28 protein-coding genes and 1 tRNA gene are annotated in these 23264 nt (G+C 62.8%); 18 read left to right on the top strand and 11 right to left on the bottom strand.

The window, feature by feature from the left end:
• Positions 1 to 78 precede the first annotated feature (78 nt).
• From K3163_RS06245 to K3163_RS06260, 4 genes are all read left to right on the top strand, one after another.
• Positions 79 to 864, top strand: a complete 786-nt coding sequence (locus tag K3163_RS06245) for a heme-dependent oxidative N-demethylase family protein (protein ID WP_221553984.1) — start codon at positions 79 to 81, stop codon at positions 862 to 864.
• Between the two features lie 136 nt (positions 865 to 1000).
• Positions 1001 to 1435, top strand: a complete 435-nt coding sequence (locus tag K3163_RS06250) for a hypothetical protein (protein ID WP_221428714.1) — start codon at positions 1001 to 1003, stop codon at positions 1433 to 1435.
• Positions 1436 to 1512: 77 nt separating this feature from the next.
• Positions 1513 to 3579, top strand: a complete 2067-nt coding sequence (locus tag K3163_RS06255) for an acetyl-CoA carboxylase biotin carboxylase subunit (RefSeq protein WP_221553534.1) — start codon at positions 1513 to 1515, stop codon at positions 3577 to 3579.
• A gap of 198 nt (positions 3580 to 3777) precedes the next feature.
• Complete coding sequence (locus tag K3163_RS06260) at positions 3778 to 4035, top strand: hypothetical protein (RefSeq protein WP_221428712.1); 258 nt, start codon at positions 3778 to 3780, stop codon at positions 4033 to 4035.
• 30 nt (positions 4036 to 4065) lie between these two features.
• Here the strand turns inward: K3163_RS06260 and K3163_RS06265 are convergent, their stop codons facing one another.
• From K3163_RS06265 to K3163_RS06280, 4 genes are read right to left on the bottom strand one after another with little or no spacing between them, the layout of a single operon-like run.
• The gene (locus tag K3163_RS06265) at positions 4066 to 4503 is read right to left on the bottom strand and encodes a hypothetical protein (protein WP_221553535.1); all 438 of its coding nucleotides are present in this window, start codon (positions 4501 to 4503) and stop codon (positions 4066 to 4068) included.
• Positions 4500 to 5276, bottom strand: a complete 777-nt coding sequence (locus K3163_RS06270) for a cyclase family protein (RefSeq protein WP_221553536.1) — start codon at positions 5274 to 5276, stop codon at positions 4500 to 4502. Before K3163_RS06270 ends, K3163_RS06265 begins: the two co-directional genes overlap by 4 nt.
• 11 nt (positions 5277 to 5287) lie before the next feature.
• A complete protein-coding gene (gene aroB / locus K3163_RS06275) occupies positions 5288 to 6397 on the bottom strand; it encodes a 3-dehydroquinate synthase (protein ID WP_221553537.1) in 1110 nt (369 codons plus the stop codon).
• Positions 6388 to 6957, bottom strand: coding sequence for a shikimate kinase (locus K3163_RS06280; protein ID WP_221553538.1), 570 nt, complete (start codon positions 6955 to 6957; stop codon positions 6388 to 6390). The genes aroB and K3163_RS06280 overlap by 10 nt, the downstream gene beginning before the upstream one ends.
• 70 nt (positions 6958 to 7027) lie before the next feature.
• Here K3163_RS06280 and K3163_RS06285 point away from each other — a divergent pair, with 70 nt between their 5' ends.
• From K3163_RS06285 to K3163_RS06305, 5 genes are all read left to right on the top strand, one after another.
• Positions 7028 to 7168, top strand: a complete 141-nt coding sequence (locus K3163_RS06285) for a hypothetical protein (RefSeq protein ID WP_221428707.1) — start codon at positions 7028 to 7030, stop codon at positions 7166 to 7168.
• Complete coding sequence (locus K3163_RS06290; RefSeq protein WP_221553539.1) at positions 7165 to 9027, top strand: hypothetical protein; 1863 nt, start codon at positions 7165 to 7167, stop codon at positions 9025 to 9027. Before K3163_RS06285 ends, K3163_RS06290 begins: the two co-directional genes overlap by 4 nt.
• 10 nt (positions 9028 to 9037) lie before the next feature.
• Positions 9038 to 9916, top strand: a complete 879-nt coding sequence (locus tag K3163_RS06295; RefSeq protein ID WP_221553540.1) for a tyrosine recombinase — start codon at positions 9038 to 9040, stop codon at positions 9914 to 9916.
• 10 nt (positions 9917 to 9926) lie between these two features.
• Positions 9927 to 10871, top strand: coding sequence for an acetyl-CoA carboxylase carboxyltransferase subunit alpha (locus K3163_RS06300; RefSeq protein ID WP_221428704.1), 945 nt, complete (start codon positions 9927 to 9929; stop codon positions 10869 to 10871).
• A gap of 119 nt (positions 10872 to 10990) precedes the next feature.
• On the top strand, positions 10991 to 12457 hold the full coding sequence (locus K3163_RS06305; RefSeq protein WP_221553541.1) for a M48 family metalloprotease: 1467 nt from the start codon (positions 10991 to 10993) through the stop codon (positions 12455 to 12457).
• 87 nt (positions 12458 to 12544) lie between these two features.
• On the opposite strand, the gene K3163_RS06310 is transcribed toward K3163_RS06305, so the two are convergent.
• A complete protein-coding gene (locus K3163_RS06310; protein WP_221428702.1) occupies positions 12545 to 12718 on the bottom strand; it encodes a Flp family type IVb pilin in 174 nt (57 codons plus the stop codon).
• 130 nt (positions 12719 to 12848) lie between these two features.
• Complete coding sequence (locus K3163_RS06315; protein WP_221428701.1) at positions 12849 to 13037, bottom strand: Flp family type IVb pilin; 189 nt, start codon at positions 13035 to 13037, stop codon at positions 12849 to 12851.
• Positions 13038 to 13153: 116 nt separating this feature from the next.
• On the opposite strand from K3163_RS06315, the gene K3163_RS06320 reads away from it, so the two are divergent.
• Together K3163_RS06320 and K3163_RS06325 are read left to right on the top strand one after the other, a co-directional pair.
• Complete coding sequence (locus K3163_RS06320) at positions 13154 to 13546, top strand: (deoxy)nucleoside triphosphate pyrophosphohydrolase (RefSeq protein WP_345719707.1); 393 nt, start codon at positions 13154 to 13156, stop codon at positions 13544 to 13546.
• 44 nt (positions 13547 to 13590) lie between these two features.
• Positions 13591 to 13667 (top strand) — tRNA-Arg (locus K3163_RS06325).
• 48 nt (positions 13668 to 13715) lie between these two features.
• Here K3163_RS06325 and K3163_RS06330 read toward each other — a convergent pair.
• On the bottom strand, positions 13716 to 14114 hold the full coding sequence (locus K3163_RS06330; RefSeq protein ID WP_221553543.1) for a metallopeptidase family protein: 399 nt from the start codon (positions 14112 to 14114) through the stop codon (positions 13716 to 13718).
• 94 nt (positions 14115 to 14208) lie between these two features.
• Here K3163_RS06330 and K3163_RS06335 point away from each other — a divergent pair, with 94 nt between their 5' ends.
• The 3 genes from K3163_RS06335 to folE are packed head-to-tail and all read left to right on the top strand — an operon-like array spanning position 14209 to position 16866.
• Complete coding sequence (locus K3163_RS06335) at positions 14209 to 14700, top strand: hemerythrin domain-containing protein (protein ID WP_221428698.1); 492 nt, start codon at positions 14209 to 14211, stop codon at positions 14698 to 14700.
• 1 nt (position 14701) lies between these two features.
• Positions 14702 to 16258, top strand: coding sequence for a phospholipase D-like domain-containing protein (locus K3163_RS06340; RefSeq protein WP_221553544.1), 1557 nt, complete (start codon positions 14702 to 14704; stop codon positions 16256 to 16258).
• On the top strand, positions 16255 to 16866 hold the full coding sequence (folE, locus tag K3163_RS06345) for a GTP cyclohydrolase I FolE (RefSeq protein WP_221553545.1): 612 nt from the start codon (positions 16255 to 16257) through the stop codon (positions 16864 to 16866). Before K3163_RS06340 ends, folE begins: the two co-directional genes overlap by 4 nt.
• A gap of 245 nt (positions 16867 to 17111) precedes the next feature.
• On the opposite strand, the gene K3163_RS06350 is transcribed toward folE, so the two are convergent.
• Complete coding sequence (locus K3163_RS06350) at positions 17112 to 17576, bottom strand: hypothetical protein (protein ID WP_221428695.1); 465 nt, start codon at positions 17574 to 17576, stop codon at positions 17112 to 17114.
• Positions 17577 to 17903: 327 nt separating this feature from the next.
• Here K3163_RS06350 and K3163_RS06355 point away from each other — a divergent pair, with 327 nt between their 5' ends.
• Positions 17904 to 18116, top strand: a complete 213-nt coding sequence (locus K3163_RS06355) for a cold-shock protein (protein ID WP_221553546.1) — start codon at positions 17904 to 17906, stop codon at positions 18114 to 18116.
• A 91-nt stretch (positions 18117 to 18207) separates the two neighbouring features.
• On the top strand, positions 18208 to 18438 hold the full coding sequence (locus tag K3163_RS06360; protein ID WP_221428693.1) for a hypothetical protein: 231 nt from the start codon (positions 18208 to 18210) through the stop codon (positions 18436 to 18438).
• A gap of 119 nt (positions 18439 to 18557) precedes the next feature.
• Here K3163_RS06360 and K3163_RS06365 read toward each other — a convergent pair whose 3' ends face one another.
• The 3 genes from K3163_RS06365 to K3163_RS06375 all read right to left on the bottom strand — a co-directional run bounded on the left by K3163_RS06365 (position 18558) and on the right by K3163_RS06375 (position 21008).
• A complete protein-coding gene (locus tag K3163_RS06365; protein WP_221553547.1) occupies positions 18558 to 19916 on the bottom strand; it encodes a S41 family peptidase in 1359 nt (452 codons plus the stop codon).
• A 272-nt stretch (positions 19917 to 20188) separates the two neighbouring features.
• Positions 20189 to 20443, bottom strand: a complete 255-nt coding sequence (locus K3163_RS06370; protein ID WP_221428691.1) for a hypothetical protein — start codon at positions 20441 to 20443, stop codon at positions 20189 to 20191.
• Between the two features lie 82 nt (positions 20444 to 20525).
• A complete protein-coding gene (locus K3163_RS06375; protein WP_221553548.1) occupies positions 20526 to 21008 on the bottom strand; it encodes a peroxiredoxin in 483 nt (160 codons plus the stop codon).
• Positions 21009 to 21185: 177 nt separating this feature from the next.
• On the opposite strand from K3163_RS06375, the gene K3163_RS06380 reads away from it, so the two are divergent.
• On the top strand, positions 21186 to 21644 hold the full coding sequence (locus K3163_RS06380; protein WP_221428689.1) for an S-adenosyl-L-homocysteine hydrolase: 459 nt from the start codon (positions 21186 to 21188) through the stop codon (positions 21642 to 21644).
• Positions 21645 to 21778: 134 nt separating this feature from the next.
• A complete protein-coding gene (ahcY, locus tag K3163_RS06385; protein WP_221553549.1) occupies positions 21779 to 23188 on the top strand; it encodes an adenosylhomocysteinase in 1410 nt (469 codons plus the stop codon).
• Positions 23189 to 23264: the final 76 nt, after the last annotated feature.

Consider the following 23264-nt stretch of genomic DNA (forward strand, 5'->3'; position numbering starts at 1 on the left):
CCTTTTCGATTTTCTGGGGTGGGGCGGAATGCTGTTGAGCCTAGGGCTTGCATATTTAGTGCGTTGGCGGCCGCAACCATGACCCTCGGCTTCTCCGTCGACGATCTGCTACCCAAGGCGCGCGGCGGCGGGGTGCTCAAGATGGGGCTCGCTAAGCTGGACGAGAGCGACTGGCTCCAGCCCAAGCCTGACCTAGCCGCGCGGCAAGCGGGGTTCGCAGCCTATCCCGAGGGTGTCCAGGTTTCCCCCGAAGGCGAGGCTCCTGGTGCGGAGCTTGCCGCCATGCTCGGCCTGTCGGGCGGACTTCCCGAAGTAGCCGCCGCGCATCACGAGGACATGTGCCTCCTCACCCTGCGCGAAGGGGACGATCAGTACCGCCTCGTCGGCGCGGCTGTTGCCTGGCCTTCCGACTGGACGCCGGCCGACAAGATGGGCCTGCCGCTCCGCGCGCTCCACGCGCCGATCCAGGGCTATGAAGAGCAACTCGCCAGCGGCGTCGATCATTTCATGGCAAAGCTGAAGGCCGGCGCGATCTACGGACGTTGCAACTGGTTCATCGCCGCCACGGGCGAACGCCGCTGGGTGGCCGAGCCGCCCGAAGAGGCCTTCGCGCATGTCACGCCCGAGAATGCCGGAGACACGCTCTTCGTGCGCTCCGAACGCCAGACCCTGCGACGCCTGCCCGAAACCGGCGCGATCCTGTTCACCATCGGCATCTACGTCTCGCCGCTGGGAGAGCTTTCGCAGGAGAACCAGCACCGTCTCGCCACTGCCGTCACCTCGCTGCTCGAAGGCGAGGGCGACCGCCGCGGCGCACAGGCCTATGCCCACGCGCTGGCAGGCTATGTGGCGCATCCGGAGTAACCCTCCTGCCCCTGCCGCGGGTGATTGACTTTATCGCCTCAAAAGACTGTTTTCCCGCCTGTTCCGGTCCTGGGAAAAAGGATCGGTTTCCGGGTCGCTTCTCGGGGTCGCGCATCCTTACAGGGGAGTGGACTGTATGAAGAAGCTTGTACTCGCAATGGCCGCGATCGGCCTTGCAATTCCCGCAGCACCGGCATTCGCGGACAATCACGAGGAGCCTGCACTTGCAGAGCTCGATTGGTACCGGATCAACCTGATCAAGTGGAAACCGGGCAAAGGCGAGCGCGCCCACGAAATCATCGAGATGTTCCAGAAGGTGGACACCGCTCTCGGTCATAGCGACGTGATCGATTTCCACATGGCGACCGGCGAATGGGATTCCATCGTCGCGCTGCCGATGCGGCAGGGCATTGCCGCCATGGGTTGGAGCGAAAATCCCGAGGGCAAGAAGTGGGAAGCCGAGTTCGTTCGCCAGATGGGCGGCGAGGACAAGGCCAAGGCGATCTGGGAAGAATTCGATTCCCTGATCCTGCGCGAACAGCGTCATATCGGTCATATCGACCGCGATTGAGGTAGCTGCCTTGATACGGGGCCTCCGGTGCGGCATGGGCGTGCATACGTTTGTACACCTGCCTTCCGGAGGCCCGTTTGTTTTCCAAGATCCTGATCGCCAACCGCGGTGAAATCGCCTGTCGTGTCATCAAGACTGCCAGGCGCATGGGAATTGCCACGGTTGCCGTCTATTCCGACGCCGATGCCCGCGCGCCCTTCGTGCGCATGGCTGACGAGGCAGTGCATATCGGCCCCGCTCCGGCAGCCGAAAGCTACCTGATCGCGGACAAGATCATCGAAGCCTGCAAGCAGACCGGCGCCGAGGCGGTGCATCCGGGCTATGGCTTCCTTTCCGAGCGTGCGAGCTTCGTCGAGGCGCTGGCCAAGGAAAACATCGCCTTCATCGGCCCGCCCACCAATGCGATCGCGGCGATGGGCGACAAGATCGAATCCAAGAAGATCGCCCGCGAGGCAGGCGTGAACGTCGTCCCCGGTTTCGTCGGCGAAATCCGCGATACCGATCACGCGGTCGAGATTTCGAACGAGATTACCTACCCGGTGATGATGAAGGCTTCCGCCGGTGGCGGAGGCAAGGGCATGCGTCTCGCCTATTCGGAAAAGGACGTGCGCGAAGGCTTCGAAAGCGTGAAGCGCGAAGGCCTGAACAGCTTCGGCGACGACCGCGTCTTCATCGAGAAATTCATCGAGGACCCGCGCCACATCGAGATCCAGATCCTCGGCGACAAGCACGGGAACGTGATCTATTTGAACGAACGCGAATGCTCGATCCAGCGCCGCCACCAGAAGGTGGTCGAGGAAGCGCCTTCGCCTTTCGTGACGCCCAAGATGCGCAAGGCCATGGGCGAACAGTGCGTCGCCCTGTCCAAGGCGGTCGGTTATCACAGCGCGGGCACGGTAGAACTGATCGTCTCGGGCGCGGACAAGACCGGCGAGAGCTTCTACTTCCTCGAAATGAACACCCGCCTGCAGGTGGAGCATCCCGTTACTGAGGCGATCACCGGCGTCGACCTCGTCGAGCAGATGATCCGCGTTGCCGCAGGCGAAGAGCTGTCGATCACGCAGGATGACGTGAAGATCGACGGCTGGGCGATCGAGAACCGCGTCTATGCCGAAGACCCCTATCGCGGCTTCCTGCCCTCGACGGGCCGCCTCGTGCGCTACCAGCCGCCGGTCGAGCCCTGGGCCGACGATGGCGAGGCGAACGGCCGCCGCGGCCTCGACGGTATCCGCGTCGACGACGGCGTGTTCGAAGGCGGCGAGGTCTCGATGTTCTACGACCCGATGATCGCCAAGCTGATCACCTGGGGCGAAACGCGCGACGAGGCAGCCGACCTCCAGATTGCCGCGCTCGACGCCTTCCGCATTGAGGGTCTCGGCCACAACGTCGATTTCCTCAGTGCGATCATGCAGCACGAGCGCTTCCGTTCGGGCGAGCTGACCACCGGCTTCATCGCAGAGGAATATCCCGAAGGCTTCGAGGGTGCACCTGCCGGTGACCGGCTTAAGGGCGTCCTTGCGGCAGTGGGCGGTGTCATCGCCACGGCCGATGCCGACCGCGCACGCCGGATCAACCAGCAGCTCGACGGCGACGAATATGCGCCGGGCGACTGGACCATCCGCATCGGCGACCGCGAGGAAGGCTCGACCAGGCACGAGGTCCGTCTCGAGGAAACCGCGCTCACGGTCGACGGCGAGCAGGTCACGATCGAAATGCAGTATACGCCCGGCGAGAACATGGTCGACGTCGCGCTCTACGATAACGATGCCGACGAGGACGCCGAGCCGGTCGAGGTCTACACGATCCAGTTGAAGCCCACGCGCACCGGCTATGACATGACCACCCGCGGCGCGACCCATTCGCTGCGCATCCTGCAGAGCCGTATCGCCCACCTCGCATCGCACATGATCGAGAAGGAGCCGCCGGATCTTTCCAAGATGCTGATCTGCCCGATGCCGGGCCTGCTGGTGAAGCTGCACGTAGCCGAGGGCGAGGAAGTCCAGCCCGGCCAGCCGCTCGCCACGGTCGAGGCGATGAAGATGGAAAACATCCTTCGCGCCGAGAAGCAGGCGACCGTCGGAAAGATCAATGCAGGCGAGGGCGATTCGCTCGCGGTCGACGAGGTCATCCTCGAACTCGAATAGTCGAAATTGCTGAATCGGATATCGGGCGTGGCGATTAACCAAATCGCCGCGCAATCCGGCTTGCCGGGTGCTTTTCGAATCTTGCGAATTTGGGGGTCGGGGCGCGTTTCAGGGTAAACGCACTTTTAAGAATTTCCCGCCGTTGAGATACTGCATGCCTTCGAGTCGCTTCTGACACATGCAAACAGGAGCAAGCACATGGCACACAGGGGAACAGGGTTCTTCGACGGCAGGGGCAATTATCACAAGACCCCTGAAGACGCGACGATCAGCGATCTCGCTGGCATTCTGGGCAAGATCGGTGAAGGCGACAGCCTCGCGCCGGGCATCGCGCAGATGCTGCTGGACCGCCGCAGCGAAATCGAGCGTCTCTTTGCCGAGCACGACGTGATGATGGCCGAATACCAGCCGCACGGCGCTGGCAAGGTCACGCCGATCAAGGCGCGCGCGAGCTGACCTGCCGACACCTGTGTGTCGGCAGCCAGGTCAGAAGGTATCTGAGAACCGGAAGTTGGTGATGATCCAGCCTTTCGGCACATTGTCGACGGCGAAGTTCCATCGCACCAGCAGTTCACGGTGCTGGCACACATATGTGTATTTGATCCGCAGTTCCGACGCGTGCTCACGTTCCGACATGATGCACTTCGTGACCGGTCCATAGATTTCGTAGACCGTGCGAACCTGTCCGGCGAGCACGTTCACCTCGGCCTTCTTCGATGCGAAAATCTCGCTCTGACTGGTAATCAGTTCGATAGCCGTGTCCGTATTGCCCGCTTCGAGCTCTGCAAGCACCGGCTCGACGACCGCCTGCGAAGCCGCATAGTCAACCGGCGAGGGCGACGACATGATCTCTGTGCTGCCCTCATGGGCAGCCAGCGGCGTGGCGAGGAAAGCGAGGGCGAGCGGGATGTATCTCTTTGTCATTCCTCGCCTTCTATCATCGCAACCGCACGAATCCAGCCTGCACTTGCGCGCTCGATCTTCACGGGGAAACAGCTGAAGGTGAAGCCGTGCGACGGTAGGCTTTCGAGATTGGTGAGCTTCTCGATCTGGTAATAGGGCCGGATGCGGCCAGCCTTGTGGCCTTCCCAGATGATCGAGGGGTCGCGCTTCTCCGCCCAGCGCTTCGCCGTGTGGCTGAAGGGAGCATCCCAGCTCCACGCATCGGTGCCGACAACCTCGACGCCGCGCTCGGTCAGCCAGAGCGTTGCCTCCGCGCCTAACCCCACGCCCTGGTCGGTGAAATTCTCGGTGCCATAGACCGCGCCCGACTGCACCAACACGATATCGAGCGGCTGGAGGTCGTATCCGATCTTGTCGAAAGCCTCCTCCACTTCTGCCGCGCTCACCACGTGGCCATGCGGCAAATGGCTGAAATCGAGCTTCACGCCCGGGCGCAGGAAGCGGTCGAGCGGGGCCTCGTCTATGCTGGGTGCGGGATTGACCCCGTCATCGGTGGTCGAGTGATAGTGCCACGGCGCGTCCATATGGGTGCCGTTGTGCGTCGAGAGCTCGAGCATCTCGACCGCCCAGCCTTCGCCGTCGGGCAGGTCGGCTTTCTCCAGGCCTGGGAAGAACATGGCGATCTGCTCCCACGTGTTCTCGTGGGTCATGTACTGGATCTTGGGCCGCATCACCTCCGGATCGGAGACGACGTCGTTGGTGATCGGGATGGACAGGTCGATGAAGCGCGTCATGGACGCGGAGGTTAGTGCGACTGGAGCTGCTCGTCGAGGAAGTCCGCGATATCGTCCATCGCGACATCGCGCGCGAGGTAAGCCTGGCCGATCCCGCGCAGCAGGATGAAGGGCAGGGTGCCTGCATCCATCTTCTTGTCATGCAGCATGTGGTCGGCAAGGACCTTGCCGCTGCAATCGAGGCCGAGTGCGGCGATCTCGGCGGGCAGTCCCGCTGCGTCGATCGCGCGGGTCACGCGCTGAGCTTCCGCGGAAGATATCTCACCGCGCCGCGCCGAATAGCGGGCGGCCAGAACCATGCCGAGCGCCACTGCCTCCCCGTGAAGCAGCTTGTCGGAAAAGCCGGTCTCCGCCTCGAGCGCATGGCCGAAGGTGTGGCCGAGATTGAGCAGTGCGCGCGCGCCGCTCGTCTCGCGTTCGTCCTCGGCGACGATGCGCGCCTTGGCGGCGACACTGGTCGCAACTGCGTGTGTCAGTGCGTCGCTTTCGAGCGCGAGCACGTCCGATCCGTTCTCTTCGAGCCAGCCGAAGAACTCCGCATCGCCGAGCACGCCGTATTTGAGCACTTCGGCATAGCCCGCCCGCAGTTCCCGCGCCGGAAGCGTCGAAAGCGCGTCCAGATCGGCCAGCACCAGCGAGGGCTGGTGGAATGCGCCGATGAGGTTCTTGCCAGCCACAGTGTTGATCGCGGTCTTGCCGCCGACCGAACTGTCGACCTGCGCCAGCAGGGTGGTGGGCAATTGCACGAAGCCGCAGCCGCGCTTGAGGATGGCGCAGGCAAAGCCGGTGAGATCGCCGACCACGCCGCCACCGAGTGCCAGCACGTGGTCTCCGCGCTCGACGCCTTCCGCCAGCAGCCAGTCGGTCAGGCGGGCGAGGCTTTCCCAGCTCTTCGAACCTTCGCCCGGCTCGACGTCGTACCAGCGTGCTTCCTTGCCCGCTGCGACGAGCGAGCTTTCAACCGCGTCGCCCCATTTCGCTCTCGCATTGGCATCGGCCACGATCGGCACGCGCGTCTTGCGCAGGAAAGCAGCGGCTTCCCCGGCGGCATTCGCCAGCAGTCCGCCGCCCACGCGCACTTCGTAGCTGCGGCCGGCCAGTGCGACGGGGATTACCGCCATGCGGCCAACTCCTCGAGAATGCGTGCAACGGTCGCCTCGTGCGGGCCGTCGTCGGTCACGACATGGATTTGCGCCTGCGAATAGGCAGGACCGCGCTGTTCCTTGAGGTTGAAGAGGATTTCGCGCGGGTCACCGGTCTTGAGCAGCGGGCGGGTGTCCTTGCGCGAGGTGCGCTCGACCAGCGTGTCGAGATCGCAGTCGAGCCAGATCGCAAGGCCGTTCTCCAGCACCAGGGCGCGGGTTTCGTCGTCGACGAAGGCACCGCCCCCGGTTGCGATCACGCCGTGACCTTCCTCCATCAGCCGCGCGATCACGCGCCGCTCGCCGTCGCGGAAGTAGGCTTCGCCATGCGCCTCGAAGATCTCGCCCACGCTTCGGTTGGCCGCGCGCTCGATCTCCTCGTCGGCATCGACGAAGCTGCGGCCGAGCGCGCCCGCCAGCCGCCTGCCGATGGTCGACTTGCCCACGCCCATCAGCCCGACGAGCACCAGCGGCCGGTCGATGCGTGCAGCAATCGCGGCAGTGTCGATATCGTAGGCAGGGGAAGGCGTGTTGCTCATTGCCGGTGGGGTTATAGATGCGCTAGGGCGCGGGCAAGACATCGGATTGTTCACCGGGGATACGAAAAACTTGGCCGTCAAACGTTCGCGCATCGCAGGGATCGTCATTCTCGGCTTGGTCGCCATCCTTGTCGTCGCATGGATCGACGGGGGCGAAGAGCCGCTGCATCCCATCTCGCAGCCGGTGGAAATCCCGGAGAGCGCACGATGAAGCGCGCAGCACTCCTTGCCGGAGCAGCGCTGGTGCTCGGTTCCAGTGCGGTGCTCGCCCAGCGGGCGCCTGAAAGCCTGCTCCCGCCCGGAGTCGGTACGTCGACGCCCACACCGACACCCACGCCCAGGCCGACGGCAACGGCAACGCAGGCACCGACGCCTTCGACGCCAACTGCACCGTCAGCTCCTGCAGCGCCCGCTGGCGGGGGAGAGGTCGTACAGCAAGTTCCTTCCACATCGGGCCCTGTCGATGTGTCCGGCGTGACCTTGTCGGATATCCCCTCCGTCGAGGAACTGGAAGAAATGACCGTCGACGATCTCGACGACCTTCTGGGCCTCAAGCCGCGCTACGACATTCCGCCTGCCGCACGCCGCTCGACCGAGCGCGTAGGTATCATCAGCGAGGCCGAGGGCGGCCTGCCGGTCGGCTCGCTCGCCCGCCAGCCTGCCTCGATCGTGCGTGCTGCCCTGGCCAATACGACGCAGCCGCTCGTGTCGCGCTGGGGGCATATCGTCCTGCGCCGTGCACTGGCGAGCCGCCTGAATGCGCCGGCCGGGATGGACCCGGTGGCGTTCGCATCGCTGAGGGCCGCCACGCTCAATGCCATGGGTGAACATGCCGCTGCGCGCGCTCTGGTGCAGGACGTCGATACGGCGGACTATTCCGAGGATCTCACCACGGCAGCGCTCGATGCGCATATCGGGACCTCGGACATTCTCGGCGCGTGCCCGGTGGTGCGGCTGGGCCAGTCGGAACGTGACGACCTGCAATGGTTGATGCTCGAGGGCATCTGCTCGGCCTATGCGGGCGAGACGACCGCTGCCAACAACGACCTGCGCCGCCTGTTGAGCCGAACCGAGGACGACCGCATCGACGTGTTGCTGGCGCAGCGCTTTGCCGGAGCCGCCGGATCGGGACGCCGCGCCGTCACTATCGAGTGGGACGATATCGAATCGATGACGCCCTGGCGCTTTGCCCTGTCGAACGCGCTGGGCGAGCCGATCCCGGAAGGTCTCTCCGAAACGCTCGGGCCGTATTACCTGAAAGCCAGCGCCAGCACGCCTGCATTGCCGGTTGCCCAGCGCCTTCGCGGAGCGAGCCTTGCGGCCGCATCGGGCATCCTCTCGGCGACCGCGATGGTCGATCTCTATTCGCAGATATACGCCAACCGGCAGGAGGACAGCACCGCTGAGGAGGCGATTGCGCGCGCTGCCAGCCTGCGCAACGCCTATGTCGATCCCGATGCCGGCCAGCGCATGGCCGCCATTCGCGAGGTCTGGAACGGCGAGGACGGGTACAGCGGCCTGGTGCTGACCGCCTATGCGGCTGCGCGCCTGACGCCTTCGGACGATTTCGCCGATGATGCGCCCGAGCTCATCGCCTCGATGCTGACCGCCGGCCTCGATCGCGATGCGATGCGCTGGGCAGGCGTGGTCGAAGTTGGCAGCGTAGGCTGGGCCCTGCTGGCTCTCGCGAACCCGCAGGACGTGCAGGTGACCGACGGTCAGCTCGACACTTTCGAGAATGGCGACGAATCCGCCGGGCAACGCAAGTCAAAGATGCTGCTCGCTGGCCTTGCCGGTCTTGGCCGCACCGACAGCGACAATATCGCCGAGTACAGCGAACGGCTCGGCGTGAACCTCTCCGCGCAGACATCCTGGACGCGCATGATCGAGAAGGCCGCCGCTGCAGATAATGCCGCGCTGGTGGTGATCCTCGCAGGCCTCGGCATGCAGGGCACCGACTGGGACCAGATGACCGCGCGTCACCTCTACCATATCGTCTCCGCGCTCAGTCGCGTGGGGCTCGAAGCGGAAGCCCGGATGATCGCCGCGGAGGCGGTCGCACGGGCCTGATGCCCGCAAGATGAGCGATATCGAGGATTTCCTCGCCATGCTCGCCGCCGAACGCGGCGCGGCACGCAACACGCTGCTCGCTTACGGTCGCGACCTGCGACAGGCCGAGGAGATGCTGGGCGTGACGCTGGCCGAGGCGAAGCCTGCGCAACTGGCACGGCTGGGGCAGGGCTGGTCCTCGCTCGCGCCCTCGACGCTGGCGCGGAAGGTCTCTGCGCTGCGGCAATACTACGGTTTCCTCATCGACGAGGGCGATCGGGAGGACGATCCGACCCACGCGCTCCCGCGGCCCGCGACACGCCGACCACTGCCCAAGATCCTCGGACATGCGCAGGTCGAGGCGCTGTTCCAGCGAGCGGAGGAGGAGGCGAGCGGCGACAAGCCCGAGGCGGTGCGCCTGCTCGCCATGCTCGAACTGCTCTACGGCTCGGGCCTCCGCGCGACCGAGCTGGTGTCGCTGCCGCTGTCCGCAGTCCCGCGCGACGAGCCTTTCCTGACGGTTACGGGGAAGGGCGGGCAGGCGCGCCTTGTGCCCGTGAGCTCGCGGGCGAAGAAGGTCCTCTCGCGCTGGCTTGCCCTGCGCGAGGATGGATCGCAGTGGCTCTTCCCTTCGCGAAAATCACATCTGAGCCGCGTCCGCCTGTTCCAGATGCTGAAGGAACTGGCTGCACGTGCCGGCCTGCCGCCCGAAAAGCTCAGCCCCCACGTCCTGCGCCACGCCTTTGCCACGCACTTGCTGGAGGGCGGTGCGGACCTTCGCGCATTGCAGACCCTGCTCGGCCATGCCGATATCGCCACCACGCAAATCTACACGCATGTCGATGCCGCGCGGCTCGTGAAGCTGGTAAACGAGCGTCACCCGCTTGCGCAGGCCCGCCGTAGCGACTAGCGGACTGCCGATGGTTTCTTATCTCGAATTCGAAAAGCCGGTTGCCGAGCTCGACAAGCGTATCGCCGAACTGCGCGACGCGTCGGAAGGCGACGATGTCGATATTTCCGCGGAACTGAAGCGCCTCGAGAAGAAGAGCGCGCAGCTGCTCGCGAGCACCTACGAGGCGCTGTCCCCGTGGCAGAAGACGCAGGTCGCGCGGCATCCCTCGCGCCCGCATTTCCGCGACTACGTGGAGCATGCCTTCGACGAATTCGTGCCGCTCGGCGGTGACCGCGCATTCGGTGAGGACGAGGCGATTCTCGGCGGTTTTGCCAAGCTCAACGGCCGCAAGGTCGTGCTGATCGGCCACGAGAAGGGCAACGATACGGCGAGCCGCATCCGCCACAACTTCGGGATGGGCAAGCCCGAGGGCTATCGCAAGGCGATCCGCCTGATGGACATGGCGGGCCGATTCGGCCTGCCGGTGGTGACGCTGGTGGACACTTCGGGTGCATTCCCGGGTGTCGAAGCCGAAGAGCGCGGACAGGCGGAAGCCATCGCCCGTTCGACCGAGGCCTGCCTCGCGCTTCCCGTCCCCATGGTCGCGACCATCGTGGGCGAGGGCGGTTCGGGCGGCGCTGTCGCGCTGGCCAGTGCAGAGCGCGTGCTCATGCTCGAACACGCGGTCTACTCGGTGATTTCGCCCGAAGGCTGCGCCTCGATCCTTTGGCGCACCGCGGAAAAGGCACCCGATGCGGCCGAGGCGATGAAGATCACCGCGCAGAACCTCGAAAAGCTCGGCGTGATCGATCGCATCGTCAACGAGCCTGTAGGCGGCGCGCATCGTGACCCGCAGGCAATGGCGAAGGCGCTGGGCGAAGCGATCGGCGAAGAGCTCGACATGCTGTCGAACAAATCGGCCGAGGAACTCAAGCGCATGCGCGAGGAACGCTTCCTGCAAATGGCAGGCTGATCTGCTGCTTGCACGGGGACGGGAACAAAGCGGCCCATCCCACTGTTCTCCCAAGGTAAACGAATCGGGCCTGCGTACCGGCACCAAGATCGCGCGCAGCCTCCACGAGGGAGTATCGCATGTCGCGCACCAGAATAGCCGCCACCTCCACCACCGCCGTCCTGTCGCTTGCGCTCGCAGGCTGCATGGGGGGCAATATCCCCGATGCTTCTGCTCCGATCACGCAGAGCGAAGCGCAGACCGGGGCCGAGGCTCATCCCCAGCTGCTCGCCGAATTCGGCGGCGCGATGACGGGCAGCCAGGCGGTTTATGTCGAACAGGTCGGCAAGAACATCGCGGTCCAGTCGGGCCTTGCAGGCGCGCGCGACAGCTTCACCGTAAGCCTCGTCAACAGCCCGGTGAACAACGCCTTCGCGATCCCCGGCGGCTATGTCTACACGACGCGCCAGCTGGTGACGCTGATGAATAACGAGGCGGAACTCGCCGCCGTGCTCGGCCACGAAGTGGGCCACGTCGCGGCGCGCCACTCGCAGCGCCGGCAGGCGACCGCGCAGCGCAACTCGATCCTGGGCGCAGCCGGGGCGATCCTTTCGGGCATCCTGCTGGGCGGAAATCCGCTCGGCCAGCAGCTCGGCCAGGCCGCTCTGCAGGGTTCGCAGCTGCTCACTCTCAAGTTCTCGCGCAGCCAGGAGCTCGAGGCCGACGAGCTGGGCATCCGGTACCTGGACACTGCGGGCTACGATCCGCGCGCGATGGGCACGGTGCTATCCAGCCTCGCGGCGCAGAACGCACTCGACGCCCGCCTTCAGGGCCGGGACGATGCGCGTCTCCCCGAATGGGCCTCGACCCACCCCGATCCCGCCAGCCGCGTGCAGACAGCGCTGAACAAGGCGGCAGGGATGACCGGCACGATCAATCGCGACACATTCCTCACCCGCATCGACGGGCTGGTCTATGGCGATGATCCCGAGCAGGGCGTCGTGGAAGGACGCCAGTTCATCCATCCCGAACTGCGTCTCGCATTCACTGCGCCGCAGGGCTTCTACATGGTCAACGGTACGCGGGCGGTGACGGTCAACGGCCAGTCGGGCAAGGCGCAATTCACGCTGGCCCAGTACAATGGCGACCTCAACAGCTACGTGAACAGCGTTTTCAGCTCGCTTAGCCAGCAGCAGCAGATCCGGCCGTCGAACATTCAGCGCACCACGGTCAACGGACTGCCTGCCGCCTATGGCACCGCACGGGTGAACAACGGGCAGAGCCAGGTCGACGTGACCGTCTTCGCCTACGAGTTCAGCAACGACCGCGCATACCACTTCCTCGGCATTACGCCTGCGGGCAGCGCAAGCACGTTCAACCAGATGTATTCGTCGGTGCGCCGTATCTCGACCCAGGAAGCGGCCAGTGTCGTGCCGCGCGTGCTCGACGTCATCACGGTCGCACGGGGTGATACGGTAGCTTCGCTTTCGCGTCGGATGGCGTATTCGAGCGCGCAGGAAGAACGCTTCCGCGTCCTCAACGGCCTTGCCTCGGGCGAAGAAGTCCGGGCCGGCCAGAAGGTGAAGATCGTCGTCCGCGGAAGCTAGGACGACGTTTCACAAATCCGTTTCAGGCAAAGAAAAAGGCGGCGAGGAGTGATCCTCGCCGCCTTCTTCATGAGATGCTTGCGTCGATTAGACGTTAGCAGTCTGCATCGTGGTCGACACGGTGCCGAAGGTCGTGTTCAGCTCGTTACCGAGGGTCTGCATTGCAGTGATAGCAGCAACGGCGATCAGAGCAGCGATCAGGCCGTATTCGATAGCGGTTGCACCTTCTTCGTTGCGACGCAGCTTGTTGATGAACTTCATGTGTAGTCTCCTGGTTCAGTCTTCGTACCCGACTCTCACCGTGTCCCACGGCTTGAGCAATCCTCGTTCTGACGCCGACAAGTTGACAAATCGTAACTCGATCGACGCTTTTAGACCTCGCAGCGTCTTTTTAGACGCCGGCCGACTGGTTAGCCCCCTGAGTGGCCACCGAGATCCGATCCCACATCTGAATGGAAGTCTGTCCAAAGCTCTGGACAGCACCAATCATCGCAAGAAAGACCAGCGCGAGGATCAGCCCGTATTCGACTGCAGTGGCACCGCGGTCGTCGCGTTTCAGTTTCTTGAAGAACTCGACCACTTTGGTTGCCCCCAATGTCAATTCGTAGCTGACAGGGGCTAGGTAATCGCCCAGGTGTTAAGAAAGTGTTTCGAGGTTCCAACGATTTGCAAAATATCCCGACAATAACCCTGGTCGTGGCGCTGGCGCTCGAGGACGAGGTGGGGCGCTGGCTCATGCACAGGCGGCCCGATCACAAGCACCATGGCGGCTTGTGGGAGTTTCCCGGCGGAAAGGTGGAATCGCACGAAACGCCCGTAAATGCGCTGGTTCGGGAGATTTCGGAGGAGCTTGGAATCACTATCCGCGCGGGCGACCTCATACCTGCCGGTTTCGCGCAGGAAGAGGAGAACGCGCGCGAGCGCCCGATTGTCATACTCCTTTACACATGCACCCGCTGGGAGGGTGAGCCAGCCGCGCTGGAAGGGGGCGCCATCGACTGGTTCACCCCCGATGCGATCGCCGAACTGGCCAAGCCGCCGCTCGATGTGGAACTCGCTGCAGGGTTGATGCAAAAAAAGGCGGATTAGGTGTTGCCAAGTTCAGGCCACCTGCCTATTTGCCGCCCTCCAACGCGCCAGTAGCTCAGCTGGATAGAGTACCTGACTACGAATCAGGCGGTCGGAGGTTCGAATCCTTCCTGGCGCGCCATAAAAGCCCATGACCCGCAAGGGTCGTGGGCTTTTGTGGTTCTGGGGGTCAGTCGGCCTGGTCTTCCAGCCAGTGCATGTCGTCGTCGCTGAAGCCGAAATGGTGTCCGGCCTCGTGGATGACGACGTGGCGCACCAGGTCGTCCATGCGCACGCCGGTCTCGCGCCACTCGGCGATCAGCGGCTGTCGAAACAGCCAGATCCGCGCGGGCATGCGGTGGCTTTCCCAAACCGAGCGTTCGGTCAGGGCCACGCCTTCATAGAGGCCGGTCAGTTCCCACTTGTCGGAAAGTTCGACCGATTCGAGCTGTTCTGCAGTGGCGAAATCTTCCACCCGCATCACGATCTCGCCCATCTGCGCGCGGAATTCTTGCGGCAGCTTGGCAACAACGCTTTCCGCCATCTGCTGCATCTGCGCCTGCGTCGGACCGGTTCGATCGTGCATCATGGCCCCGATATGCGGTGCACGGATACCGCATTCAAGGATGCTCGGAACCGGGGTGCTTGCCGCCTGTTCTCCAATGGAAAAGGAGATTTGCCCCATGTCAGACGCCACCGAGATTTTTGCCAAGCTCAAACAGGACCACGACAAGCATCGCGAACTGCTCGACAAGCTGCTCGAGACCACCGGCGATTCGCCCGAGCGCAAGGAGCTCTTCACCGAGTTGACCAAGGAACTGAAGAGCCATGCCGCTGCCGAAGAGCAGGCTCTTTATTCCACCATGCTGCGCAAGCCGCCGACCACGGGCGAGACGCGCCACTCGGTTGCCGAGCACCACGAGATCGACGAAGCGCTCAACGACCTCGCCGCGACTGATATGTCCGAAGGCGGCTGGCTGACGAAGTTCAAGAGCTTCGACCACCGCTATCGCCACCACATCGAGGAAGAGGAAGACGATCACTTCCCCGATTTCGAGAAGCATCTCGACGAGAAGGACATGGAGCACATGCGCAAGGTCTTCGAGCGCCGGAAGCGCGAGGAGAAGGCCGAGGCCGAGGTGACGCCCGAGGCCAAAGAGGACGCGAAGGACTAGCATGTCGGGGGAGGGGGCACCCCACGACACGGAGACCGATCCGGAACGCGTCTCGCGGCTGGACGAGGGCGTTTCGCCCAGCGTCTGGCGCTATGCCAAGGTAGACCGGGCAGCCGTCATCATCGACGCGGCGGATTATTTCGCCGCGATGCAGGCGGCCATGCTCAACGCCAAGCACCGCATATTCCTGATCGGCTGGGACTTCGACACGCGTATCCACCTCGCCGAGGGGCGCAGCTGGTGGCAGAAAGGCTGGAAGGACAAGTATCCGTCGCGGCTGGGTAGTTTCTTCACCTGGCTGGTCCGCCACCGCCCGACGCTGGAGATCCGCATTCTCAAATGGAGCTTCGGCGTCTTCAAGTTCGCCATACGCGGTTCGATGTGGTGGGACCTGCTGCGTTGGCTGAGGCACCGGCGGATCGACTTCAAATTCGATACCGCGCACCCGGTCGGCTGCAGCCACCACCAGAAGATCGCAGTCCTCGACAATTCGCTTGCCGTGTGCGGCGGGATCGACATGACGGTCGGTCGCTGGGACACGCGCGAGCACAAGGAAGACGAGCCGCTGCGCAAGACACCGCGCGGCTCTGACTACGAGCCTTGGCACGATGCTTCCATGATGATGGAAGGCGAGATCGCCGATGCGCTGAGCGAGCTCGGCCGCGACCGCTGGGAAAGGGCGGGCGGCAAGCCGTTGCTGCCGATCCAGCGCCGCGAGGAGAGCCTGTGGCCCGAGGGGCTGCGCGCGGATTTCGAGAATGTGGAAGTCGGCATCGCTCGCACCCGCGCAGCCTATCGCGACTGGGACGCGGTCGATGAGATCGAGCACCTCTTCGTCGAGCACATCCGCAAGGCGAAGCACTTCATCTATGCGGAGAGCCAGTATTTCGCCTCGCGCTCGATCTGCGAGGCGATCGTCGAGCGCCTCCACCAGGACGACCCGCCAGAAATCGTCATCGTGCACCCGAAGAATGCCGACGGCTGGCTCGAACAGCAGGCGATGGACCACTCGCGCGCGGAACTGGTGCGCTGCATCGAGGAGGCCGACGATCACAGCCGCTTCAGCATCTGGAACCCCTACACCGGCGATACCCCGATCTATGTCCATGCGAAGATCATGATCGTCGATGATCGCATCTTCCACATCGGTTCGGCCAACATGAACAACCGCTCGATGGGGCTCGACAGTGAATGCGACGTCTTCATCGATTGCGAACGGGAGGGTAACGGGCACGCATGCGAGGCGATCGCCAGGATCCGCCACTCGCTGCTCGCAGAGCATTGCGGCCTGGAAGAAGAAGAGGTCGCCGAACTGCTCGAGCTCCACAAGAGCATGGCGACGATGATCGACCACTCGACGACCAAGGGTGGGCGCAACCTCGTGCGCTACCATCCGCCCGACCTCAACGACATCGAGGAATCGATCGCCGAAAGCGGCCTTCTCGACCCCGAAGACCCTGACGATATGTTCGAGCCGTTTGCAAAGGGCGGGCTTTTCCGCAAGGGAAGCCGCCTGCAACGCATGCGCGACAAATTCAGAAGGAAGAACGGTAAGTGAGCAGCCTGGTCGGACCCGACGAAGACGATCCCCGCGGTAAGCCCCCGGTCCCCGAGAATGTGCAGGACGCGATCCGCACGCTGATCGAATGGACGGGCGATGATCCGACCCGCGAAGGCCTCCTCGATACGCCCGCGCGCGTCGCGCGCGCGTGGAAAGAATACTGTCTCGGATACGAGGAAGACCCCGGATACCACCTCAGCCGCGTGTTCGAGGAAGTGGGCGGTTACAACGAGATCGTCCTCCTGAAGGACATCCCGTTCCAGTCGCACTGCGAACACCACATGGCGCCGATCATCGGCAAGGCGGCGATCGCCTACCTGCCTAACGACCGCGTGGTCGGCATTTCCAAGCTGGCGCGCGTGCTGCACGGCTTCGCTCGCCGCCTCCAGGTGCAGGAACGCCTGACCGCCGAAGTCGCCGACTGCATCTGGGAAAACCTTCAGCCGCAGGGCGTGGCCGTGGTGATCGAGGCCTCGCACAGCTGCATGACCGCCCGCGGCGTGCGCACGCCCGGTGTTGGCATGGTCACCAGCCGCATGATGGGCACCTTCCTCGAAGACCAGCGCAGCCGCAAAGAAGTGCTGAGCCTGATGGGGTATGGCTGAATTGGGGGGGCAGGGCGCTTCTGAGCGGACATTCTGCTAACGACCCGATTGCGGACGTTCGCGAGCCTCAACACTCGAGTGAGTAATAATCCCCGACGGTTCGAAGGCCTTATCTAAGCGGAGAAAAAAGGCCCCCATCTCGAATGAAATGGAGGCCTGATAGGAGGGGGCCAAGCACGTGTATTCCGCCTAACCCCTTGGGTCGCTTTGTCGCAGCCGACTGCCGCATTTCGTGACCGATTTGATTATTCTGCGTTCAACGTCAGTTCTAAGAGCTGGGTCTCGATGCGCGCACGGCCTTCTTCACTAGCCCGCGCGATATCGATGGGACGTCCCCCCAATGCCGAATTTTCGCCGTTCATAAATTCAATTGCTGCATCTCGTCCCAATACGAGCATCGCCAATCGCGACGTTTCACGTTGTCGACTGAGTCCTTCCGGACCCTCATCATCACGCTGTAAAGCCCTTGTCGGGGCGCCCGTACTCGCACTTGCAAGTCCCGACGCAATTTCAGTCTTGAGATTTCGCTTGCTGCCCATCGCTGTCCATGCCGCCGCTGCTGCGGCGCCTAACGAAACCTGATGCCGGGCGATTTTGCGAGCCAGGCGTGCGGCGTCGCTTAGGCAAGTTTCACGGAAACCTTCGGAAACAGCGGCACCGGCGCGCATCCGCGCCGTCTGATGGTCGCGATATAGTTGATTGAGATCCACGTCGGCATCCTCCAAATTGGCGGGAGCGCAACGTGTCTCTCAGTCGCGATCTTGCAGGAATTCTACCGCGATGGAAAATCGTATAACATTTTTTCGCAACCTTGTACGAAAAATGTTTGAAAGTGTTTTCTCATTGCAATGATGATGCTAATAGAGCTTTGCTGACGTCGAAATTTGCGACGGACTTCGGATTCTGACGATCGCCATCTGCCTCCAATGGCTCCGGCGCTATTCTTACGACGACTTCCTTTCATCGGACGATTTTACGCACGATCTTCGCAGCGCGCTGCTGCGAGGCAACACAAATGTTCTTGAAAGGACCCGGACATGAGTAAGACCGGAACAGTCAAATTCTTCAACAGCGACAAGGGCTATGGATTTATCCAGCCCGACGACGGTTCGTCAGATGATTTCGTGCATGTGACCGCGGTGCAAGCCGCCGGAATGCAAACGCTCGATAAAGAGCAGCGCCTAAATTACGAAGTCGAGACTGGCCGCAACGGTAAAGTGAGCGCGGTCAACCTTTCGGCCGCCGACTAGCAGGTTTCGCTGGTCCCTTCCGTGTGCTTCTGCGACCCGGCGCACGGAAGGGGCATCTCACTTATGCGGGTTTGACTTCGGGAGCTACGCCATGAGTCAGTCCTATGCGTTTTACAAAGCCAGGGCGGAGGACGCAGCTTCCGAAGCAAAAGGCGCTACACTTTCGAATGTAAAGGAGCGCCATCTCCAGGCCGAGAAGACATGGCGGGGCTTGGCAGAACAGGCGCGGAAGGTTGAAGTCGACCGTGAAAAGGCAAGGAAAGCTAGGGCTGTGCGGCGCGAAATCGAGGAGCGATCAAGCGCGGCTGATACTGCCGAGTGACCGCTATCCACCCATCTGACGACGCTTACACCGAGATAGCGCTGTGCCGAGGGCGGACCGTCAGCTAACGGGCCGATAGCAGTCATGACTGCAACTTCGAAAAGCCTAGAAATGCTCGATCAGTGAGTGTCGATCATTGTGACAAGCGTTTCGACTGCGCGCCAGTGACCTTCAACCGGTGCATCTGCAGGATAGACTGCGAGCGGCACTTGGGGTGCTATCCCGCTTTCCTCGTAAACGCTGCCGTCGGGCGCAGCGAAGACCTCGTTTGAAAGCTCGAGCAGCCAGCCATTGGGAAGCCGTTTGGCAAGCGGAGTCGAGAAAGAACCGCGTGTCACGCCGCCGGCATGTACCACCCGGGGGTTTTGCCGCAGCGCAAGCGTGGCGAGCTCTCCGCCACTCACCGTCACATCGCTGGTCAACAGGTAGACCGGACCGCTAAATCTCGGGCCGGATGCAGGCTCGATCATGTGCGGAAACGGAGAGAGTCCCGATCCGCGGGTTACGGTCGTGAAACCAACATAAGGTTCGTCCGTGAAACGCGCCGGGATCGCTTTGGCGATCTTATCCCAACCACCGCGATTGTTCGACAGATCGAGGATCACGCTCTCCACCTCGGCATCGGCAAAGGTGATCATGGCTTCGTCCATGATGCGGTCGAACTCTTCAATCTCGGCCGCTGCCCAAGCCTCGCTGCCGAAGTCCTGCCGGTCTGTGAAGCCGCCCATCTGGAAGACCTGAATATAGCCGATGCGTCCGTCGATTAGGCCCCAGACAATTCGGTCGTTGCCCGTGTGGTGCGCTGAATCGCCGAGCTTCTGCATGGTGGTGTCGATCAAGCCGACCAGCCATGCAGTTTCTCCGCCATTGGCCGCACGCATTCGGGGCAGGGTCGTGCCTTGACCGTCCTGCACCCGGCGACGTTCACCGCCGACAGTGCCGATCAGCTTTGTGTGACTATCCGACAGAGATTGCATGTAGCCAGCCAAGGCATCCCACAATTCGGCCTGGCTCATGTCTGGCCTGATGGCAGCACGCACGCGCGCGGCCCGGGTCGAATGGTCGGGTAGGCGACGGTCGAAGAAAGCGTAGTGCCGATCGAAGGCATCGAGAAAAGCATCCGCAACCGCTGGCGGCGTGGCAACCGGGTCTTCGGTGCATCCTTCGGGAAGCGTATCGAGCCTATCGAATACCACATTGGTATCGCCGCGCAGCAGCTGAAAGATCGCGCTATCGCCACCTGGAAGTATGCGAAAATAGCGGTAGGAAACAGAGTCCATCGCGCTCAGCGCCTCGCCTGAGATTGGAGGACGATAGCAGGTCTCGCCGATTTCAAATTTGGCCACCCCAGCCTCGTCAATCCGCAACAATCGACCATAGCCGCGGCTTTGCCAAACGCCGCGGATCGCCGGATTGGTTTCACCTTGATCGGTCTCGATAGGATGGATCGGTCCGGCAGAGCGCCATGGCTGAGCCATCTCGGAAGAGGTCGAGGTTGGCGTACACGCCGCAAGTACGGGGAGCAGGAAAACGGCGATGGGCTTTATCGAACAGGTCATGTTCGGCGGGCTGCATCTTGCGCCGCGCAAAGACAAGGCTGCCACCTCGAACTGTATACGAAACTCGACCGATGTCGGCAATGAATAGAAAGCTGGCGGTCCGCTATTGGCCCCTTCTGTCGAGAACCTGGCAGTCCGCTATCCACCCAGTTCGCGACCAAACCCGGCTGTCGCAGTCGCGTCCTTAGCGGTCACCCACCGAACAGCTTCTCCATCCACCCGCGCTTGCGCTTCGGCGCAGTTTCACCGGCCAGCTCGTAAAGGTAATTCCCCAGCTGGACCGCCTGCTGCTTGGTCATGAAATAGCGGTACTCGCGCACGTCCTCGCTGCTGTCGACGACCTTGCTCGTGCTCTGCATCAGCAAGGCGATCTTCTCGCCTGCCGGATCGGCCTTCCAGCCCAGCAGCATGCCGAAAGCGTCCTTGTCGGTTGGTCCCTGTCCCATGGCCCGAAAGACTGCGCCCCGCCGTGCCGGATGGCAAGGCGGGGCGCCGCTTTGTCCGCAAAGGGACCTTCTGTTTCCTAGCTCAGGACAACTGCGAGAGCATGTGGTCCGCGCTCGAGACCTTGAAGTCGCCGGGTGCCTCGACGTTGAGCTGCTTCACGACGCCGTCTTCGACCAGCATCGAGTAGCGCTGGCCGCGCTTGCCCATGCCGAAGCCCGAACCGTCCATTGTGAGGCCGACTGCTTCGGCGAAGTCGCCATTGCCGTCTGCCAGCATGGTGATGTCCTGGCTGCCGGCGGCCTGGTTCCACGCGCCCATGACGAAGGCATCGTTCACGGCGGTGCCGACGATCTCGTCGACGCCCTTGTCCTTGAGCTCGCCGGCCTTTTCCACGAAGCCGGGAAGGTGCTTGGCAGAGCATGTCGGAGTGAAGGCACCGGGTACGGAGAACAACGCCACGGTCTTGCCCTTGAAATAGTCAGCGGACTGGACCTGCTCGGGGCCTTCGGCAGTAGCCTTGACCAGCGTTACGTCGGGAAGGCGGTCGCCTACAGCGATTGTCATTTGTTAAGTTCTCCTGTGTCTTTCAGCGCACACCCCCGATCTAGTGCGATGGGCCGTGCATGCAAGAGTGGTGGATGGTTAACCGCGGTTTACTTCGGACCTTTAAATGGGGGTAAACTTTTTGCACGCATGTTCCAGTTGCAGGCAAGGGACGCCTGCCGACGGGAGACCAGGGACATGCATTTCAAGAAGACTCTGGCAGCCGCCGCGACGGCCGCTGCCCTTACCATGACGCCTACCGCCGCATCTGCAGGAAGCCAGCACGAGCAGATCCGCAAGCTCGACATCATGCTGATGGTGACCTCGCTCCGCTGCCGCATGGGCGAACATGACTTCCAGCCGCACTATCGCAAGTTTTCTGCCAACCACATCACGGCGCTCAACCACGCTGCCCGCAATCTCGAGAGCGGCCTGGTTGCACGCCACGGCAAGAAGGGCGCCAAGCGCGCACTCGACCGCATCAGCGTCGGCATGGCCAACCAGTATGGCCAGGGCCATCCGTGGCTCGGTTGCCAGGAGTTGAAGGAGATCACCCATGATCTCTCCAACTCGAAGGACTCGAACGTCCTTGCACAGGCTGCCGACGAGCTGCTTGGACCGGCACCGCGCAGCGGGGGACGCTGGGCGCGCCGCTAAGGCCTTTCGGGATCAAATGAGGTAGAGCGGAGGGGCAGTTGCTCTGCCTCCGCTGAAAGGCTAGGGGCGGCGCTTCGAAGGTGCCGCCCCTTCTTCGTGCGCGGCGTAAATTCCATCATTATCAAGGATCGCCCGTGACCGAATTCACCGATTACGTCATCAAAGACATTGGCCTTGCCGATTACGGCAAAGAAGAAATCCGCATCGCCGAAACCGAGATGCCGGGTCTGATGGCCACGCGCGAGGAGTATGGCGCAGCGCAGCCGCTCAAGGGCGCGCGCATCACCGGCTCGCTCCACATGACCATCCAGACGGCCGTCCTGATCGAGACGCTGGTCGCGCTCGGCGCAGAAGTGCGCTGGGCGACCTGCAACATCTATTCGACGCAGGACCACGCCGCAGCCGCGATCGCTGCGCAGGACATCCCCGTCTTCGCCGTGAAGGGTGAAAGCCTCGCCGAATACTGGGATTATGTCGGCAAGATCTTCGACTGGTCGAGCGATGAAGACCCCGATTGCACCGCCAACATGATCCTCGACGATGGCGGCGATGCCACCATGTTCGCGCTGTGGGGCGCACGCATCGAGGCCGGCGAGGAAATGCCCGCGCCGACCAATGCCGAAGAAATCGAAATGCAGCGCGCGCTCAAGGAATTCGTCGCGAAGAAGCCGGGCTACCTCACCAAGTCGGTCAAGGCCATCAAGGGCGTTTCGGAAGAAACCACCACCGGCGTGCACCGCCTCTACCACCTCGCCAAGGCCGGCAAGCTGCCGTTCCCGGCGATCAACGTGAACGACAGTGTCACCAAGTCGAAGTTCGACAACCTCTACGGCTGCCGCGAATCGCTGGTCGACGCGATCCGCCGCGCGACCGACGTGATGCTCTCGGGCAAGGTAGCCTGCGTCGCCGGCTTCGGCGATGTCGGCAAGGGTTCGGCCCAGTCGCTCCGCAACGGCGGTGCGCGCGTGCTCGTGACCGAAATCGACCCGATCTGCGCCCTTCAGGCCGCCATGGACGGCTTCGAGGTCGTGACGATGGAAGACGCCGTGAAGCGCGCCGACATCTTCGTCACCACCACGGGCAATGAAGACGTCATCACCGCCGAGCACATGAAGGCGATGAAGCCGATGAGCATCGTGTGCAACATCGGTCACTTCGACAGCGAGATCCAGATTTCGGCGCTCGACAATTACGAGTGGACCGAACTCAAGCCGGGCACGGACCTCGTGAAGTTCCCGGATGGCAAGGAAATCATCGTGCTGGCCAAGGGCCGTCTCGTGAACCTCGCCTGCGCCACCGGTCACCCCAGCTTCGTGATGAGCTGCTCCTTCACCAACCAGGTGCTGGCGCAGATGGAGCTGTGGCAGAACGACGACCAGTACGAGAACGACGTCTACGTCCTGCCCAAGAAGCTCGACGAGAAGGTGGCTGCGCTACACCTCGACAAGCTCGGCGTGAAGCTGACCAAGCTCAGCAAGACGCAGGCCGACTACATCGGCGTTCCGGTGGAAGGGCCGTTCAAGCCCGAGCACTACCGCTACTAAGCATTATCGGGCGCGCGCCGTGCGTGTTTCATGGCGCGCGCCTGAATCTTCGAGTTGCATCAATGCCGCAGGGCGC

Origin of the sequence: Qipengyuania xiapuensis (assembly GCF_019711395.1) — a bacterium.
GTDB classification, from domain to species: Bacteria; Pseudomonadota; Alphaproteobacteria; order Sphingomonadales; family Sphingomonadaceae; genus Qipengyuania; species Qipengyuania xiapuensis.

Bases quoted from the DNA above. Each gene is read 5' to 3' on its own strand.
- K3163_RS06245 (WP_221553984.1), top strand. From the start codon at position 79: ATGACCCTCGGCTTCTCCGTCGACGATCTGCTACCCAAGGCGCGCGGC.
- K3163_RS06250 (WP_221428714.1), top strand. From the start codon at position 1,001: ATGAAGAAGCTTGTACTCGCAATGGCCGCGATCGGCCTTGCAATTCCC.
- K3163_RS06260 (WP_221428712.1), top strand. From the start codon at position 3,778: ATGGCACACAGGGGAACAGGGTTCTTCGACGGCAGGGGCAATTATCAC.
- K3163_RS06265 (WP_221553535.1), bottom strand. From the start codon at position 4,503: ATGACAAAGAGATACATCCCGCTCGCCCTCGCTTTCCTCGCCACGCCG.
- K3163_RS06270 (WP_221553536.1), bottom strand. From the start codon at position 5,276: ATGACGCGCTTCATCGACCTGTCCATCCCGATCACCAACGACGTCGTC.
- aroB (WP_221553537.1), bottom strand. From the start codon at position 6,397: ATGGCGGTAATCCCCGTCGCACTGGCCGGCCGCAGCTACGAAGTGCGC.
- K3163_RS06280 (WP_221553538.1), bottom strand. From the start codon at position 6,957: ATGAGCAACACGCCTTCCCCTGCCTACGATATCGACACTGCCGCGATT.
- K3163_RS06290 (WP_221553539.1), top strand. From the start codon at position 7,165: ATGAAGCGCGCAGCACTCCTTGCCGGAGCAGCGCTGGTGCTCGGTTCC.
- K3163_RS06295 (WP_221553540.1), top strand. From the start codon at position 9,038: ATGAGCGATATCGAGGATTTCCTCGCCATGCTCGCCGCCGAACGCGGC.
- K3163_RS06300 (WP_221428704.1), top strand. From the start codon at position 9,927: ATGGTTTCTTATCTCGAATTCGAAAAGCCGGTTGCCGAGCTCGACAAG.
- K3163_RS06305 (WP_221553541.1), top strand. From the start codon at position 10,991: ATGTCGCGCACCAGAATAGCCGCCACCTCCACCACCGCCGTCCTGTCG.
- K3163_RS06310 (WP_221428702.1), bottom strand. From the start codon at position 12,718: ATGAAGTTCATCAACAAGCTGCGTCGCAACGAAGAAGGTGCAACCGCT.
- K3163_RS06330 (WP_221553543.1), bottom strand. From the start codon at position 14,114: ATGATGCACGATCGAACCGGTCCGACGCAGGCGCAGATGCAGCAGATG.
- K3163_RS06335 (WP_221428698.1), top strand. From the start codon at position 14,209: ATGTCAGACGCCACCGAGATTTTTGCCAAGCTCAAACAGGACCACGAC.
- K3163_RS06340 (WP_221553544.1), top strand. From the start codon at position 14,702: ATGTCGGGGGAGGGGGCACCCCACGACACGGAGACCGATCCGGAACGC.
- K3163_RS06355 (WP_221553546.1), top strand. From the start codon at position 17,904: ATGAGTAAGACCGGAACAGTCAAATTCTTCAACAGCGACAAGGGCTAT.
- K3163_RS06360 (WP_221428693.1), top strand. From the start codon at position 18,208: ATGAGTCAGTCCTATGCGTTTTACAAAGCCAGGGCGGAGGACGCAGCT.
- K3163_RS06365 (WP_221553547.1), bottom strand. From the start codon at position 19,916: ATGGCTCAGCCATGGCGCTCTGCCGGACCGATCCATCCTATCGAGACC.
- K3163_RS06370 (WP_221428691.1), bottom strand. From the start codon at position 20,443: ATGGGACAGGGACCAACCGACAAGGACGCTTTCGGCATGCTGCTGGGC.
- K3163_RS06375 (WP_221553548.1), bottom strand. From the start codon at position 21,008: ATGACAATCGCTGTAGGCGACCGCCTTCCCGACGTAACGCTGGTCAAG.
- K3163_RS06380 (WP_221428689.1), top strand. From the start codon at position 21,186: ATGCATTTCAAGAAGACTCTGGCAGCCGCCGCGACGGCCGCTGCCCTT.